At 70.0% G+C, this 16,293-nt stretch carries 17 protein-coding genes; 2 read left to right on the top strand and 15 right to left on the bottom strand.

Annotated elements, in window-relative coordinates:
- The first annotated feature begins 337 nt into the window (after nucleotides 1-337).
- Nucleotides 338-2,077 (top strand): pyruvate dehydrogenase, encoded by a 1,740-nt coding sequence (locus tag AB0I18_RS09510; RefSeq protein ID WP_363104817.1) that lies wholly within the window; start codon nucleotides 338-340, stop codon nucleotides 2,075-2,077.
- Nucleotides 2,078-2,128: 51 nt separating this feature from the next.
- On the opposite strand, the gene AB0I18_RS09505 is transcribed toward AB0I18_RS09510, so the two are convergent.
- The 12 genes from AB0I18_RS09505 to AB0I18_RS09450 form a co-directional block, all read right to left on the bottom strand.
- Entirely contained in the window at nucleotides 2,129-2,668 is a 540-nt protein-coding gene (locus AB0I18_RS09505; RefSeq protein ID WP_363104815.1) for a flavin reductase family protein, read from the bottom strand.
- Nucleotides 2,665-3,165 (bottom strand): NAD(P)H-dependent oxidoreductase, encoded by a 501-nt coding sequence (locus tag AB0I18_RS09500; protein WP_363104814.1) that lies wholly within the window; start codon nucleotides 3,163-3,165, stop codon nucleotides 2,665-2,667. The genes AB0I18_RS09505 and AB0I18_RS09500 overlap by 4 nt, the downstream gene beginning before the upstream one ends.
- On the bottom strand, nucleotides 3,165-4,574 hold the full coding sequence (locus tag AB0I18_RS09495) for an MFS transporter (RefSeq protein WP_363104813.1): 1,410 nt from the start codon (nucleotides 4,572-4,574) through the stop codon (nucleotides 3,165-3,167). Before AB0I18_RS09495 ends, AB0I18_RS09500 begins: the two co-directional genes overlap by 1 nt.
- A gap of 1 nt (nucleotide 4,575) precedes the next feature.
- On the bottom strand, nucleotides 4,576-5,901 hold the full coding sequence (locus AB0I18_RS09490; protein ID WP_363104849.1) for an NtaA/DmoA family FMN-dependent monooxygenase: 1,326 nt from the start codon (nucleotides 5,899-5,901) through the stop codon (nucleotides 4,576-4,578).
- 5 nt (nucleotides 5,902-5,906) lie between these two features.
- Nucleotides 5,907-6,566: an isochorismatase family cysteine hydrolase gene (locus AB0I18_RS09485; protein WP_363104812.1), complete on the bottom strand. Its 660-nt coding sequence runs from the start codon at nucleotides 6,564-6,566 to the stop codon at nucleotides 5,907-5,909.
- Nucleotides 6,566-7,627, bottom strand: coding sequence for an LLM class flavin-dependent oxidoreductase (locus tag AB0I18_RS09480; protein WP_363104811.1), 1,062 nt, complete (start codon nucleotides 7,625-7,627; stop codon nucleotides 6,566-6,568). The genes AB0I18_RS09485 and AB0I18_RS09480 overlap by 1 nt, the downstream gene beginning before the upstream one ends.
- Nucleotides 7,628-7,714: 87 nt before the next feature.
- Entirely contained in the window at nucleotides 7,715-8,857 is a 1,143-nt protein-coding gene (locus AB0I18_RS09475) for an ABC transporter substrate-binding protein (RefSeq protein ID WP_363104810.1), read from the bottom strand.
- Between the two features lie 127 nt (nucleotides 8,858-8,984).
- Entirely contained in the window at nucleotides 8,985-9,842 is an 858-nt protein-coding gene (locus AB0I18_RS09470) for an ABC transporter permease (protein ID WP_363104809.1), read from the bottom strand.
- A 16-nt stretch (nucleotides 9,843-9,858) separates the two neighbouring features.
- The gene (locus AB0I18_RS09465) at nucleotides 9,859-10,689 is read right to left on the bottom strand and encodes an ABC transporter ATP-binding protein (RefSeq protein WP_363104808.1); all 831 of its coding nucleotides are present in this window, start codon (nucleotides 10,687-10,689) and stop codon (nucleotides 9,859-9,861) included.
- Between the two features lie 161 nt (nucleotides 10,690-10,850).
- Nucleotides 10,851-11,276: a hypothetical protein gene (locus tag AB0I18_RS09460; protein WP_363104807.1), complete on the bottom strand. Its 426-nt coding sequence runs from the start codon at nucleotides 11,274-11,276 to the stop codon at nucleotides 10,851-10,853.
- Nucleotides 11,277-11,401: 125 nt separating this feature from the next.
- Nucleotides 11,402-12,403, bottom strand: coding sequence for a glycoside hydrolase family 43 protein (locus AB0I18_RS09455; RefSeq protein ID WP_363104848.1), 1,002 nt, complete (start codon nucleotides 12,401-12,403; stop codon nucleotides 11,402-11,404).
- 52 nt (nucleotides 12,404-12,455) lie between these two features.
- Nucleotides 12,456-13,487 carry a saccharopine dehydrogenase NADP-binding domain-containing protein gene (locus AB0I18_RS09450; RefSeq protein WP_363104806.1) on the bottom strand — a complete coding sequence of 344 codons (1,032 nt, stop codon included), beginning with the start codon at nucleotides 13,485-13,487 and terminating at the stop codon, nucleotides 12,456-12,458.
- A gap of 127 nt (nucleotides 13,488-13,614) precedes the next feature.
- On the opposite strand from AB0I18_RS09450, the gene AB0I18_RS09445 reads away from it, so the two are divergent.
- Nucleotides 13,615-14,553 (top strand): helix-turn-helix domain-containing protein, encoded by a 939-nt coding sequence (locus AB0I18_RS09445; protein ID WP_363104847.1) that lies wholly within the window; start codon nucleotides 13,615-13,617, stop codon nucleotides 14,551-14,553.
- Nucleotides 14,554-14,567: 14 nt separating this feature from the next.
- Here AB0I18_RS09445 and AB0I18_RS09440 read toward each other — a convergent pair whose 3' ends face one another.
- From AB0I18_RS09440 to AB0I18_RS09430, 3 genes are read right to left on the bottom strand one after another with little or no spacing between them, the layout of a single operon-like run.
- Complete coding sequence (locus AB0I18_RS09440) at nucleotides 14,568-15,218, bottom strand: glyoxalase (protein ID WP_363104805.1); 651 nt, start codon at nucleotides 15,216-15,218, stop codon at nucleotides 14,568-14,570.
- Nucleotides 15,219-15,223: 5 nt separating this feature from the next.
- Nucleotides 15,224-15,640, bottom strand: coding sequence for an AraC family transcriptional regulator (locus AB0I18_RS09435; protein WP_363104804.1), 417 nt, complete (start codon nucleotides 15,638-15,640; stop codon nucleotides 15,224-15,226).
- Between the two features lie 42 nt (nucleotides 15,641-15,682).
- Nucleotides 15,683-16,093 (bottom strand): VOC family protein, encoded by a 411-nt coding sequence (locus AB0I18_RS09430; RefSeq protein ID WP_363104803.1) that lies wholly within the window; start codon nucleotides 16,091-16,093, stop codon nucleotides 15,683-15,685.
- Between the last annotated feature and the right edge of the window lie 200 nt (nucleotides 16,094-16,293).

Here is a 16,293-nt window from a genome sequence, read left to right as displayed (position 1 = left end):
GGCCGTCGCGATCAGCTGCCCACGGCGCCGTCTTCGGCGGCGTGGACATTGAGGCGGCGAGCGTGCCGGCCGCGATGAGCTCCACCGTCGCCCGCCCGGCGTTGGCATGACCTCGTGGTGATCCGGCGGCAACACGCTCGGGTCGTACCGGCGGGCAGCGGTCCGCGCCGGGGCGGAGCATCGTGGCGGCCCTGACTCGCCGGGGCGCGGGCGGCGTCCGCTGTACTGGCACGCGGGCCGTGTGACGTTCACCCGTCGGGTGGGCTCGGTGCCCCGCACCGCCTCTGTGATCCGATGGAACCCGAACTGCCGACAACCCCGTTCAAGGAGGATCCCGGTGCGTCATCCGACCGTGGCACAGCAGTTGATCGATGTCCTGCGACAGGCAGGGGTGGAACGGATCTACGGCGTCGTCGGCGACAGCCTCAATCCCGTCGTGGACGCGATCAGGCGTACCGAGGGCATCGAGTGGGTCCATGTGCGCAACGAGGAGGCGGCGGCGCTGGCCGCCGCGGCCGAGGCGCAGCTGACCGGGCGGCTCGCGGTGTGCGCGGGCAGTTGCGGACCCGGCAACACCCACCTGATCCAGGGCCTGTACGACGCGAACCGCTCCGGCGCCCCGGTGCTCGCGATCGCCTCCCACATCCCCTCGAAGCAGATCGGCACCGGGTTCTTCCAGGAGACGCACCCGGAGCGGCTGTTCACCGAGTGCAGCCAGTACTGCGAGATGGTCAGCCAGCCGTCGCAGATGCCCCGCATGGTGCGGATCGCCGTCCAACGCGCACTGTCCGACAACGGGGTGTCGGTGCTCGTCATGCCCGGCGACCTGTCCCACGCACCCGCCACCAACCCCACCGGGTCGAGCAGTTTCGTCACCGCCCGCGGCCGGGTCGTACCGCCGGCCGAGCAGGTGCGGGACCTCGCGGTGCAGCTCAACGCGGCCGAGAAGGTGATGGTCTTCTGCGGAGCGGGCGTCCGGGACGCGCACGCCGAGGTGATGGAGCTCGCGGGCCGGGTGCACTCACCCATCGGGCACACACTGCGCGGCAAGGAGTGGATCCAGCACGACAACCCGTACGACGTCGGCATGAGCGGACTGCTCGGCTACGGCGCCTGCTACGACGCGATGCACGAGGCCGACCTGGTGGTGCTGCTCGGCACCGACTTCCCGTACGACGACTTCCTGCCGCAGGCCAACACCGTGCAGATCGACCATGACGCGGGGCGGATCGGGCGGCGGACCGCGCTGGAACTGGGCGTGCACGGCGACGTGGGCGAGACGCTGCGCGCGGTGCTGCCGCTGGTCGAGGCCAAGCGCGACCGCTCGTATCTGGACCGGACGCTGCGCCACCACGCCAAGTCCCTGGAGAACGTGGTCTCCGCCTACACCCGCAACGTCGAGCACCACGTGCCGATCCACCCCGAGTACCCGGCCGCGATCCTCGACGAACTCGCCGACGACGACGCGGTGTTCACCGTCGACACCGGAATGTGCAACGTGTGGGCGGCCCGTTACCTCACGCCCAACGGCCGCCGCCGTGTCATCGGTTCGTTCCTGCACGGGACCATGGCCAACGCCCTCCCGCACGCCATCGGCGCCCAGTTCGCCTACCCCGGCCGTCAGGTGATCTCGATGTCGGGCGACGGCGGACTCGGCATGCTCATGGGCGAGTTGCTCACCGTCAAGCTGCACAACCTGCCGGTGAAGACGATCGTCTTCAACAACTCCTCGCTCGGCATGGTCAAGCTGGAGATGATGGTCGACGGCCTGCCTGACTACCAGACCGACCACGAGCCGGTGGACTACGCCGCCATCGCCAAGGGCGTCGGAATCCACTCCGTCCGCATCGAGAAGCCCGGGCAGATCCGCGAAGGCCTGCGCGAGGCGCTGGCCCACGACGGGCCCTGCCTGGTGGATCTGGTCACCGACCCCAACGCCCTGTCGATCCCGCCGCACATCTCCGGCGAACAGGTGAAGGGCTTCGCCTTCTCGGCAGGGCGGACGGTGCTCAACGGGGGCGTGGGCAAGATGCTCGACCTGGCCAGGGCCAACCTGCGCAACGTTCCGCGGCCCTGAACCCGGCCGCCGCGTGGAGACGTGGGCCGGGCGCCGGTACTGGCTACAGCCTCAGCTGCCCAGCATCTTGAGTGTCTGACGGTGCCAGACGAGCGGATTGCGGTCGTCGTCGGTCAGCATGGCGAGCACACGCAGCACGATGATGTCGTGATCGCCCGCCGGATAGCTGTGCTCGACGGTGCACTCCAGCCAGACCGGCGCGCCTTCGAGGAAGATCGCGCCGGATGCCGCTTCCACCGTACCGAGGTCGGTGAACCTGCCGGCCTTGCTGCGGGAGGCGAGCTGCCGGGTCTTGTCGCTGTGCCCCTCGCCCAGGACGGAGATGCCGATCGTCTGGGCGCGGGACAGTACCGGCCAGGTCGTCGAGGTGTGCTGGGCGGCGAAGGAGACCATGGGCGGGTTGTAGGACACCCCGACGGCGAACGACGAGACGATCATGACCGTCGGCTCGCCGAGGACACGCGCCGAGAGGGCCGCGACTCCCGACGGGAATCCGGAGAACGCCGTCTTCATCTCGTCCGGATCCGAGGTGAAGCCTTCCATCGTCGTCCCTTCTGCCGTCTCCTCTGCCGTCTCTTCTGTCGTCGTCATCGAGCGGCCCTCGTCTTCGCGGCGTCGAGCACGATCCGGCCCCACCGTCCGATCCAGCGGGCGAGTGAGTCATCCGTCGTGTAGGTGGAGTCGAGCTGGTAGAGGCCCTGCGCGGGACAGGTCGCACCGAGTTCGACTAGCACTGGTTTGAGGGTGAGTTCGGGGGCGAGCGCGTGTGCGGGGCCCGCGCCGAGCATGAGGGGCAGCGCCACCTGGCCCGCGAGGCCGGTATCCGTGGGGAACTGGTCGAGGAAGACCTTGAGCAGGCCGGTGTAGGTGCCCTTGTAGGTGGGTGATGCCGCGATCACCACGTCGGCGGACCGCACCCGCTCGACGGCCGCGGTGACGTCCGGGTCGCCCCAGCCGAGCAGACCGGCCCCGAGCGCGGTGACTTCGAGGACCTCGTAATCCAGTTCCAGGGCCGCGGCCAGGCGTTCGGCGGCATCGCGGGTGCGTGAGCCGGCCTTGGGGTTTCCGACGACTGCGACGGTTTTCATCAGGCGACTCCTGTGGGTAGCGGGGGCGCGGCGGCGGACGCCGCGGGAGCTTCGGCTCCGGGCCGGCCGACTCGGAGGAACACGGACGCGAGGAGGCAGAGCAGTCCGACGGCGGCGAGGCCGCCGAGGGTGGTCGCGTAGTCGGATGCGGCCAGCAGAACGGCACAGACCGCGCTGCCGAGCACCGCGCCGAGTTGCTTCATGGCGTTGAAGGCTCCGGACGCCGCCCCGACCTGGTCCGGAGCGACCGCGGTCACCGCCGCGATCGAGAGGGGCGACCAGACGAACGAGTTGGCCACGCCGTACACCGCGAAGGCGGCGGTCAGGGCGGAGACCGGTGCGTCCGTTGCGACGAGCACGGCCGAGGCTCCGATGGACAGGACGAGGGCGAGAGAGCCGATGACGGCGACCGCGCGGGGCCCGATGCCGTTGTTGAGCCGTGCCGAGACGGGTGCGCCGAGCAGGCACAGCACGCCCATCGGCACGAGGGTGAGGGCCGCCGCTCCGGCATCGAGCCCGCGCTCCTGCTGGAGGTAGAGCATGAGGGGGATCATGGCCGAGCCGGCGCTGAACGCCGCGGCGGCGCCGGCCCAGGACGCGGTGACGAACCCGCGGCTGTGCAGCAGCGCGACCGGCACCAACGCCCGCTGTCCGTCCCGGCGTTGCAGCCATATGACGCCCACGACAACCAGGGTGCCGGTGGCTGCGAGCAGCCACCGGGGTATGTCCAGCACGTCGGCGCTCGCGGCGTCCGTGCCCTGGATACCGAGGACGAGGGCACCGACGCCGGTCGCGTTCGCGCAGATCGCCCACACCGGGATGCCCGCCTTCTGGCGGGGGAGGACCGGTACGAACGCGGCCACGGCGACCATCGCGGCGATGCCCACCGGGACATTGACCCAGAACACCGCGGGCCAGCCGCCGGCGTCGACGAGCAGGCCGCCGGCCAGCGGCCCGACGGCCACCGCGGCTCCGCCGACGGCACCCCAGGTGCCGAGTGCCACGGCGAGATGCGGCGGCTGGAACAGCGCCTTGATGATGGTTAGGCACTGCGGCGTCATCAGCGCGGCACCGACGCCCTGGACCACCCGCCAGACGACGAGTGCCGTGATGGTGGGGGCCAGCGCGCACAGCAGCGACCCGAGGGTGAAGGCCGCGAGCCCGACCAGGTGGACCCGCCGGTGTCCGTAGCGGTCGCCCAGCCGTCCCGCGATGATCAGCGGCACCGCGTAGGCGATGAGGTAACCGCTGTTGACCCACATCGCCAGGGTCTCGGTGGTGTGCAGGCCGCTGATCAGCGCGGGCAGTGCGACCGAGGTGATCGTGCTGTCGAGCAGCAGCATGAAGAACCCCGCGCACAGACTGCCGAGGGCGAGCCAGTGGCCTCGCTCGCTCGTCCCTGCGGTCATCTCACACCGCCAGGTTCTCGCGCAGTGTGGCGCCGGGGTAGACAGGCGCGAGCGCGCCGCGGCGGCGCAGCTCCGGCAGCAGCAGCTCGCTGATCTCGGCGAAGCCCGAGGGCATGGCCAGCGGGCTGGAGAACATGTAGCCGCCGCGCGATCCGGTCGCGGCGAAGTTCTCCTCCAGCGCGTCGGCGACGGTGGCGAAGTCGCCGACGATGCTGTGGTCGAGCCCCGTCGCCCTGCCGCGGCCGTGCGCGAAGAACTCGCTCCGGCTCATCGTGTGGTGCTCGCCGAACTCGGCGATGAGCGAGCCGACAAGACCCGCGGGGCTCGCGTTGGCCGCCACGATCTCGTCGCGCAGCTCGGCCAGCCGGAACGACTCCGGCAGCGTCGAGAGGTCGTATCCGGCGTTGTGCGACAGGTAGGTGGCGACGGCCTCCTCGTTCCAGAACTCGTGCACCGCGTCGCGGCGTGCCTCCGCTTCGGCCGTCGTACGGCCGACGATGACCTGCGTGGCCCAGAGGATGCCCACCTCGGCCGGGTCGCGTCCCTCGGCGAGGAGTGCCTCGTCGAGCAGTTTGCGGTGGCGGTGCTGGGCCATGAGGTTGCCGCCGAAACCGAAGACGAGATCGGCGAGCCGGGCCGAAGCGGCGATGCCCCGGGGCGAGTTGCCCGCCTGGACGATGAGCGGGTGGTGTTGCGGACTGGGTACCGAGGCGAGCGGGCCCTTGACGGTGAAGAAGCGCCCTTTGTGATCGATCGGGTGCACCTTCGAGGGGTCGGCGAACCGGCCCGTGTCCCGGTCGCGCACGATGGCGTCGGGTGCCACCGAGTCCCACAGCGCGCGGCAGACCGCGACGAACTCCTCCATCCGCTCGTACCGCAGGTCGTGGTCCATCAGCTCCGCGAACCCGTAGTTCGCCGCGTCCGCGCCGCGCGTCGAGGCGACCACGTTGAACGCGATGCGCCCGCCCGTCACATGGTCGAGCGAGTTGAGCAGCCGGGCCACGTAGAACGGATGCATGAACGTCGACGAATACGTGAGACCGAAGCCGATCCGCTCGGTCACGGTGGACATGGCCGCGATGACCGGCGACATGTCGTGGCGCGGCCATTGGATGCCCCATTCCACGGCCGGTTCGATGCTCCCGCGCCAAGTGCTGGGGATGCCGCTGCCGTCGCCGAAGAACAGCATGCCGACGCCGGCCCGCTCGGCCGTCCGCGCGAGTTCCATGTACATGCGTACGTCCGGGAAGTCCTGCCCGACCCACGAGCCCTGCCGGGCCCACGCACCCTCGGTGTGCGTGAAGGAGAGGTCGAAGCCGATGTGCATGCCGTTCACCGCACGCCCTTCTTCCACAGTTCGACGACCTCGTCGGTGTCGCTGAGCACGGCCACGTTGAGTCCCAGCTGGACCAGGGCCGCGGCGTTGACGTCGAGGTCGTAGGCGGCCGTCGCGTCCCGGGGAACGACGACGGGCCAGTCCAGCTGCACGGCGTCCTGGGCGGTCGCGTCGACGCAGCACTCGCTCGTCAGGCCCACGACGGTGAGCCAGTCGCAGCCGGCCGCGTGCAGCCGCGCGTCGAGATCGGTGCCGAGGAAGCCGCTGTACCCGCGCTTGACCACGCGCGGTTCGTCTTCGGCAGGCCGCATGCGGTACCACTCCGCCCCGGGCGTACCGAGGACACACGGCTCGTCCGGGCCCATGGGCGCGTCGTAGTCGCCACCGCGCAGCCAGTTGCTGGACCGCCACGGACGTGCCGGATCACTGCCCAACTCGACCCAGACGACGGGCACTTCGGCCGCACGCGCGGCATCTACGAGGTCGCCGATGCGGCTGACCGCCTGGTCGAGTGCCGAGAGGGCGGCATCCGTCAGGCCGTATTCGGCGAGGCGGTCCGGATCGGCGAAGTCCCGCTGTACGTCGACCACGACGAGCGCGGGCCTGCTGCCGGGCCGGGTGAGGTGGGCGAGTTGCCTGTCCCGCAGATCGGACATCAGGCCGCCACCTCGTCACGCTCGCGCAGGGCGGGCAGCACGGTCTCGCCGAACAGCAGCATGTCCTCGTCGTACTCCGGGAAGATCAGCATGAGCCCGTCGAGGTCGGCCTCGCGCACGATGAACTCGATGTGATCGGTGACCGTCCGCGCCGATCCCGCGACGTACGGGGTCTGGAACGCGGCCTCACCGCCCGCGCCCTCGGCCCACGCGCGAGCCTGGTCCTCGGGCACGCCCCAGGTGCGGCGCATATGGGTGAGCGCCTCGCGGTCGAGGCCCGCGCCCCACTCCTTCACCTTCTTGGCGGCCAGCTCGTCGGTCTCGTCCTGGACGACGGTGAGCATCGAGTAGGTCTTGCAGACCCGGCCGCCGGCCTTCGCCCGCCGGTGGACGTCCGCCGAGAGCTGCCGCATCTCGTCGAGGCTTTCGGCGGCGAGGAAGGCCCCGTCGGCGTACGCGGCCTGGAAACGGCGCGCCTCCTGTGACCGGCCCGCGTTGATGAGGGTCGGCCGGGTGGCCGGATGCGGGCGGGACTCGCAGTCGACGAGGTCGAAGTACGGCGTCCGCATGGTGACGGAGTCCTCGGTCCACAGCCGGGTGACCGCCTCCGTCCACAACTCCGTCATCTCGTAGCGGTCCGCGTGGCTGAGCTCGGGGTCCCACTCGCCGAACTGCTCGAACTCGCCCGCGTACGAGCCGTTGACGATGTTCATGCCGGCGCGGCCGCCGGAGATGTCCTGGAGGGTGGTGAGCATCTTCGCCGCGAGGGCGGGGTTGTGGACGTTGGCGTGCAGGGTCGCCCAGATCTTGACGCGGCTGGTCGCCTCGGCGAGCGCCGCCATCATCGTCATCGATTCGAGCGAGCGGCCCCAGTGGTCGGTGCTGCCGCCGAAGCCGCGCCACTTCGCCATCGACATGACGAAGTCGAGGCCGATGGTCTCCGCGTGCACGGCCGCGCGCCTGTTCCACGCGTAGGTCGCCTCGGGATGGGGCGCGGTCGTGGACAGCATCCATCCGCCGTTCCCGATGGGGAGGAAGATTCCGTACTCTTTCGCTGGCACGTTGGTGGGCCTTTCCAGGAGATTTCCGCTGCCATGTGTGTGTAGGGGGCCGGGAGCCGTGCGGGCTTCAGTCCCGGCGCGATGCGGCTACGGGGCGGGCCAGACAAGCTTGTCGGCGGTGTGGATGTTCTTCACGGGGGAGGCGTCGAACCACCCCTCGGCCCGGGCGGCGGTCACGCTGTCGGGCACGATCTTGAACTGGTGCAGCATGTCGACGAGCCCCCCGACGTTCTTGGGGTCGATGGCGCCGAACGGCTGTCCGGGCGTCGGGTTGTCCTTGGCGACCTGTGTCTCGGTCTTCCAGATGGTCGCGTTCAGTTTCTTGTCGTACGTCGGTCCGGACAACCGCGCCGCGTACCCGACGCACTCGGTGATGTGCTTGTCGCCGGCCGAGCAGTAGTCGTAGGCGTGCAGCGCGGCGCGCAGGATGTCCTCGACGGCGTGCGGGTGCTTCTTGGCGAACGCGGGGTTGACGGCCATCGCGCCGAGTGAGCCCGGGACGCCGTAGTCGACCGGCTTCCACACGGTGACGTCCTTGCCGGCCGCCCTGAGCTGGTTGGGCTCGTTCGAGACGAATCCGGTGAGCGCTTCGAGGCCGCCCTGCCTGCGCGGCAGTACGGAGGGGTCGTACCCCTGCTTGACCAGCTTGAGCGAGTCCCACTTGACCCCGGCCTTGACCAGCATCGCCCTGACGCCGGCGGGTACGAAGCCCTTGTGGCCGACGACCTTGCCGTCGAGCTGGGTCAGGTCGGTGATGTCCTTGTTCGTCATCAGGATTTCGAGCCCGGCGTCCGAGTACGAGGAGATACCCGTGATGTCGATCCCGTTGGCCCGTGCCTGGATGACGTCCTGCTGGGAGACGGGACTCACGGTCGCCTGTCCGCTGGCGAGCAGTTTGGTGTTCTGTGCCGTGTCGCCGGTGCCGGGCTTGAGGCCGACGTCGAGGCAGAGGTCCTTGAAGTAGCCGAGCTTGTCGGCGGCGATGTACTCCAGGATCGACACGGACGACTGGTACTGGTAGCCCGACAGGTACGTGATCTTGCCGGCGGCCTTGTTCTCGGCGCAGCGCTCGGCGGAGATCGCGGAACCTTCCGATCCCGTCGAGGTGCTGTCGCCGGAGTCCGAGCCGCATCCCGCGACGCCGACCGTCAGTGCGACGGCGGCGAGGGAGGCGAGGCCGGATCTGGTGAGGCGGTTCCGCAGGGGTGACATGGCTGACGTCGGTGACATGCGTGACTCCAAACTGGCGCCGGGCGCCGGGGAGTGGTGTGGATGAGGGCGTGGGCCGTCAAGCGCTCCGCTATCGCGGGTCACGGGAGGAGCGAGGCGGGTGTGGGTAAGTCGGTATGAGAGCGCGTCAGTTGTGCGCGCTGTCGTGCCAACGGAGGACGCGGCGCTCGACCAGCGTCACGACGAGCAGCAGCAGTACGCCCATGACCGCGAGGACGAGGATCGAGGCGTATACGACCGGCAGCTGATTCATCGACGAGGCCACACTGATCGCGGTGCCGAGGCCGTCGGTCGATCCCGACGCCGACATCTCGGCCACCACGGCGCCCACGATCGACAGCGGGAAGACGATGCGCAGCGCCGCGAACACGTACGGCAGCGCGTTGGGGATGCGCACGTGCCGCAGCAGCTCGAAGCGACTGGCGTCCATCGTCCGGTACACCTGCAGCACCTGCTGCGGCACGGACCGCAGGCCGGTCGCGGTGTTGATGAGGATCGGGAAGAAGCAGATCAGGCCGGCGATGACGAGCTTGGGCAGCGGGCCGAAACCGAAGGCCACGACCAGTGCCGGTGCGATCGCCACGAGCGGGGTGACGTTGAGGACTACCGCGATCGGCATGACCGCCCGGCGTACCAGGGGGAGTTCACTGGTCAGCACCGCGAGGACGAACGCCGCGGTGAACCCCATCGCGAGGCCGGCCACCGCCTCGCCCAGGGTGACCAGGGCGTTGTCGACGTAGTAGCCGAACTGGGTGGTGAGCGAGCTGCCGATGTCCGGCAACGGCGGCAGCAGATACGGCAGTTCCTCGGCTCCCCACTGCCAGAGGGCGGCGAGGACGGCCAGTGTCACCAGGAGGGGCGACCAGACGGACGGGCGGATCCACGTGATCCGGGACCGCGGGTGGCTGAGGCTGAAGCGTGACGGCCCGACGGGCGGTTCGATCTCGGTCGCCGGAGCGGTGGTGCGTTCGTCGGCTACGGTCATGTCCTCGCGCCCCCACTCACGCGGCTTCGCCGTGCCAGGCACGGCGAAGGCGGTCTCGGATCAGGTCCTCGTACTCGTGGAAGCGGCGCTCCCCGAAGAGGCGGTCACCGCGCGGCCGTGGCAGGTCGACGTCGATGATGTCCACGATGCGGCCGGGGCGCGGCGCCATCACGACCACGGTGTCGGAGAGCCGGACGGCCTCGGGGACGGAGTGGGTGACGAACAGGACCGTCGTCTTCAACTCGTCCCAGAGGTCCAGTAGTTGGTCCTGGAGGCTCTCGCGAGTGAACTCGTCGAGCGCCGAGAAGGGCTCGTCCATGACGAGCACGTCGGGCCGCAGGCCGAAGGCGCGCACGATCGCGGCGCGCTGCCGCATACCGCCGGACAGCTCCGCCGGGAGCTTGTGCATGGCCTCGCCGAGACCCGCCTTGGCGAGGAGTTCGCGCATGTCGGGGGCGGTGGGCGCGACTTCCCGCCCGGCGAAGCCGGCGATGCGCTCGCGACGCCTGGCGGCACCCTTGTTGATCTTCTGCGGCAGTGTGACGTTCCGCAGCACGGACAGCCAGGGCAGCAACGCCGGGCTCTGCGGCACAAGGCCGATCATCTTGGCGGCGCACGCCTTCGCCGGCGGAACGCCGTGCACCCGCACCTCGCCGTGGTCGGGCTCTTCAAGGCCGGCGACGAGGCGCAGCAGGGTCGACTTGCCGCAGCCGCTGGGTCCGATGAGGCTGACGAAGCGGCCGGGCGGCACCGTCAGGTGGACATCGTCGAGGGCATTGGTCGCGGCCGGCCCGAATCCGTAGACCCGGTGCACCGACCGCAGTTGAAGTGCTGGCGTACCAGTCACCTGCACGCTCCCATCCATGTAGCGAGCACGAAGGCCCGGTCCTGGAAGTCGGAGAGCGTGCGTAGCGAGTGCGGGTGACTGCCACGCGGAAATCCGCTTAGGTGTCTCCGACGGTAGGAGCCTTGTGTTTCGGTCCGCAACCGCCGTTTGTTTCGCGGACTTTACGTTCGGTCCCGCAGTGTTACGGCCGTGTCGCCGTCGAAGACGTAGATCTCGATGCCGAGGTCCGCCGCCGCGCGGGCCACCCAGCCGCCGAGCGCCTGCACGACGACCCCGGTGACCAGGAGCACCGCGCGTTCGGCTGTCGGTACGGAGTCCCGCAGCCAGAGCAGCTTGAACATGTCCGCCATGACCTTGTTGCGGTAGGCGGGCTTGTAGGCGCCCTGGTTGCTGACGAGTTGGACGAGCACGCGGCCCGCGTCGTCGATCCCCTCGACCTCGACACGGCTGCCGTCGGGCAGCATGAGCGGCTTCGGACGCAGCCTGGTGCCGAGCCGGTCGCCGAGGGCGAGCAGCATGCGGCGTTCAACGGAAGCCTCGTTGAACCGGCTCCACTCGGTGGCGGCGTCAAGGACTGTCAGGTGCACCCGGCGGAGTCTAGGAAACGCCGGTTTCACACGTGTTTCGCGTGGTTGGCGCCGGCTCCGGCCGGACAGCCGGATCGTCCCGTGGGCTTCTGGAGCTCCCGGGGCTTCCGGCACCGCGCGTTCCGTCATCCGCCACCGTCGAGTTCGGTGCACTGGCGGAGCACCCGTAGCTCGTGACCACGGAGCCGCATCTCGTACAGCTTGCCCCGCGCGTTGTCGAAGGGGCGGTGGAGGACCATCATCAGCCGGCCGTCGAAGGTGTGGAACAGCATGCCGTGGCCGCTGTCGTCGCGGACCAGCGGCCGGTGCTGCTGCCACGGCCCCGTGACGGACCCGGACCTGGAGACGGCACAGGTCTGCACATAGCCGCCGCTGATGGTGCCGTCCCGGCCGACCACGTTCTTCTCGTACGTCGACCAGAGCATGAGCAGGGACCCGTCAGGAGTGGGGTACAACTGGGGGCCGTCGGTGATGTAGGGCGGGAGCTGGTAGGGGACGCCGCCCGGAATCTGTTCGCCGACCCAGGACGCGTCCGAGGCCTTGAACAGGAAGACCGGGTCTCCGACGGTCTCCGACAGGTCGGGAGCCAGCCGGATCGCCTCCATGGTTCCGTCGATGGTCTGCAGCCACTCGTGCGCGTACACCATCCAGGGCTGCCCGGACGGGTCCACGTGGAGCGTGCCGTCGAGGGTCATGAGGTTCCCGGGCGGGGTGGGGCGTGAGGGGTCGACGGCGGTGAAGGGACCCAGTAGTGAGTCGGACACGGCCGTGATCGTGCCGCGCATGTAGTTCGGGATCTGGAACGGGGAGCCCCACTGGTTGGGCGGCGGCACCGGAAGCGGCCTGTCCTGGTTGTGCAGTGTGGTGAACAGGTAGTACCTGCCGCCCCGTTCGTGCACTTCCGGCGCCCACCCGCCGTCGGTCGCCCAGAGTCCGTTCTGCCCGGCGGTCAGGAAGACCACGACGGGACGCGTCCAGTCGCGCAGGTCGTGGCTGCGGTAGACCATCGTGCCGGTGCCGTCCACGCCCGATACGGACGGGTCGTTGGACGTGTAGAGGTAATAGGTGCGGGTCTTCTCGTCGGCGACGATGAACGGATCGTGCAGCGGCATGTCGGGCAGCCGCATCGGTTCGGTCCCAGTCACGGTCGAGCCTACGTCGGCGCGGTTCGGCCGCCCGCTACCGGGGCAGTTCGAGGGAGATGTGCGCGGACAGGGCACGCAGGAGGTCGGGCGCGTCGAACATCTCACCCGCCGAGGCCACCCCGACTGTCCTGGTCCGGCCCGTGAGGACACGGTGGACCGCTTCCACCACGAGCGGCGCGGTGACGGCGTAGATGTCCTGGCCCCTTGCCACCGCGCGCCGTTCCGTGCCGCCGGAGCGTACGACGACGTCGACGAGGAAGGTCTGGTCGGACCGCCCACGTCCGTCGACCGCGGCCGGCGTCGGCGTGTCCGGGGCCGACAGGTCCCTGGCCGCCTCGGTCGTCATGTAGGTGCGCACCTCGGGGATGGACAGGTGGCTGGGGATGGTGACGACGTCGGCCATCGTGAACTCCCCGATGACGGACCGGATGCCCATCGGCTCGGGAAAGGACCACTTCAGGACGGGCGGCTCGTCACTGCGGTACTCCAGCTGCCCGTTCGTGTAGCGGACGCGCTGGCCGTTCCGGCGCTCTTTGGAGACCGCGCCCGCGGTGCGCGTTCCGGCGGTGGGGTACCAGTTGTTCAGCCCGTACGCGATGTGCGCCTCGTCGGCCGCCGTCCAGTCGCCCATCGCCGCGGTGGCCAACAGGTCGCCCAAGCCGCCGTAGAAGGCCATCGCGGGGACGATCACCGCACCCGCGGCGCGCGCACGGTCCGCGAAGTGCGCGAACGTGTCGACGTTGGCCTCGATCTCGGCCGCCACATCCAGGTACGGGATCCCGGCGCGCAGCGCCGCCTCGATCACGGGGCCGGCCGTCGTGGCGAAGGGCCCGGCGCAGTTGATCACGGCTGCCGTGCCGGCCAGCGCGCGGTCGAGGGAGCCCGGGTCGTCGACCGACGCCGGCCGGATGTCGAGCCCCGGACGGGACGCCGCCAGCGCCCGCAGCTTGTCGGCGTCGCGGCCGGAGAGAACCGGGACGAACCCGCGATCCAGCAGCTCCGCCACCACAAAGCGTCCGGTGTGCCCGTACGCGCCGAACACCACTACCGTCTGAGCCGATCTCATCAGTTCCCCCGCTGTGCTCGAATGACCAACCTCGAATGATCAACTATGTGCATCCTGTCAGTGCCGTTTGACCAGCGCGAGTGTCCGGAACGCCATCACGCGTACAATTCCGGACATGGGTATGAGTGTGGGCACTGTCGCGCTGGCCGTCACCGACGGGATGCTGCACTTCGAACTCTCCCTGGCCTACGAGGTGTTCGGTGCCGCCCCGGCAGGCGTGACCGGCCCCTGGTACGACGTCGAGGTCTGTGGGCCGGGCACCGCGCGGGTCGGCCGGTTCAGGCTGGAGCCCGACCACGGGCTCGACCGGCTCGGTCATGCCGACACCGTGATCGTCCCCGCCCTGGCGGACGTCGACGAGGACCCGCCCGCCGACTTGGTCGACGCGGTATGCGCGGCCCACGAGGCGGGCGCGCGCGTGGCCTCCCTCTGCACGGGCGCGTTCGTGCTGGCCGCCGCCGGCCTGCTGGACGGGAAGGGCGCGACCACGCACTGGGCGCACACCGAGGCCCTGGCCGCCCGCTACCCCCGGGTGGAGGTCGACCCGGACGTGCTCTACGTGGACAACGGCAGCGTCCTCACCTCCGCGGGCAAAGCCGCCGCGATGGACCTGTGCCTGCACCTCGTCCGCCTCGACCACGGCTCGTCGGTCGCCAACGCCGTCGCCCGCCGCCTGGTCGTACCGCCGCACCGGGCCGGTGGACAGGCCCAGTTCGTCGCCGCCCCGGTGCCCGCCCGGGACGACCACCCGCTCGCCGCACTGTTCCCCTGGGCGATCGAACGCCTTGACCATCCGCTGACCGTGGAGGACCTGGCGCGCCGTGCACGGATGAGCTCGCGCAACCTGGGCCGCCACTTCCGGGTGGCGACCGGCACCACCCCGCTGCAATGGCTGCTGACCCAACGGATCCGCCGCGCCCAGGAGTTGCTGGAGACGACCGACGACAGCGTCGACGCCATCGCGACGGCCACCGGTATGGGCACCGCCACGACCCTGCGCCGGCACTTCAACCGCACGGTCGGCGTGCCGCCGGACACGTATCGCCGCACTTTCCACTCACGGTAGTGGCACCTGGCCCATCAGGACGAGGAGGAGGACGAGGGCGAGGGCGTGGGCGTCAGCGACGCGGCTTCCCATGCGAACCCGTCCGGGTCGGTGAAAGGCCCGGCGTCGCCGCCGATCGTGAGCCGGTGCGATCCGGTGCCGTCGGGAGAGACGCCGACGAGCTTGGCCAGGCCACGCCGCTTGTACAGGGCAAGCTTGACGGGACCGGTCCCGGTGGCGAACTCGACGTACTTGCCGCCGAAGTTCTTCGCCACGGCGAGGCCGTGTTCGACGTAGAACTGCTTGGTGACCTTCACGTCCTCGACGCCGAGCAGGAGCACGATCTCGTCGATCTGCCGGGTGGCCGGGCCGGTGTCCTTCTTCGACGACGACACGACCTGCCAGATCGTCCCGTCCGGGGCCTGTACGACGCCCCCGTAGCCCCAGAGTGACTTGGCGGCGGGCTTCAGCGTCGCGGCGCCGGCGTCCACGGCGGCGTCGATGAGAGCGTTGACGTCGGCCGGCTGGGACACCACGAGCGACAGCGTGAACCCGCGGAAGCCTGTTGTCGGTGCCTCCGAGGCCCGCAGGCGGACCTGATCGCCCAGGCCGAAGGCGGCTGTGTAGAAGCGGTTGGCGGCCGTGGGGTCGGCCACGTCGAGGGTGATGAATTCGATGGATGCCATGGCCATCACGCTAGTTGCGGCTCGGTGACCGGCGCTTCTCGAATCCTGACCGGTTCCGGCACGTGTCGTGCCACGCACGGCGGCCTGCCGACCAGCTCGGTGAAGCGGGTGCTGAAGATGCCCGGCGACGAGCAGCCGACCGCGAAGCAGACCTCGGTGACATCGAGGTCGCCGCGCCGCAGCAGCGCCGCGGCGCGCTCGATGCGCCGCCTCATCAGGTAGCTGTACGGAGACTCTCCGTAGGCCAGCCGGAACTGGCGGCCGAGCTGCCCGGCGGCCATGTCCACGCCGCGGGCGAGCGCCTCGACGTTCAGCGGACGCGCGTACTCCCGGTCGATCCGGTCGCGGACGCGGCGCAGTCGCGCGAGGTCGCTCAGCCGCTGCGCCGCGGTGCGTGCGCGCCCCCACGAGGGGTGACACATAAGGGAACTCCTTATCGATGAACGGATGGATGACCGGACGGGTCAGCGAAGCTCCTGGATGCGGACCATGTTGCCCGCGGGGTCGCGGAAGGCGCAGTCGCGGACTCCGTACGGCTGCTCGGTCGGCTCCTGGACGACCTCGGCGTCGGTCGCCTGCACCTTCTCGAACGTGTCATTGAGGTCCCGGGTGGCCAGCAGGATCCAGCCGTAGGTCCCCTTGGCCATCATCTCGGTGATGGTGCGGCGCTCTTCCTCGGTGATCCCGGGGTCGGCGGCAGGCGGTGCCAGGAGGATGGACGTGCCGGGCTGGCCTGCGGGGCCGACCGTGATCCAGCGCATCCTGCCCTGTCCGACGTCGCCGCGGACCTCGAAGCCGAGGGCGTCGCGGTAGAAGGCCAGGGACGCGTCCGGGTCCTCATGAGGGAGCACGCTTGTGTGAATGGTGATGTCCATGACGGTCAGGCTAGAGCGGCTCCGTGACCCGCGCTTCTCGATTCCTGCTCGATCTCCCGATGGGTGGGGCGGCGAGCTCGCTGGGGACCGGTGTCGAGTGGACGCCCTCCTCAGGGGTACCCGGTCGGTCCGGCGGCGACCACCTCGGACGCCGCACGACCTACTGCGCACGAACCACTGCGCACGACCGAATGGGGAGG

This window comes from Streptomyces sp. NPDC050704 (genome assembly GCF_040654355.1).
Taxonomy (GTDB): Bacteria; Actinomycetota; Actinomycetes; order Streptomycetales; family Streptomycetaceae; genus Streptomyces.
The sequence above is the reverse complement of the archived record's forward strand: the minus strand, read 5'-3'. Positions and strand labels throughout refer to the sequence as shown.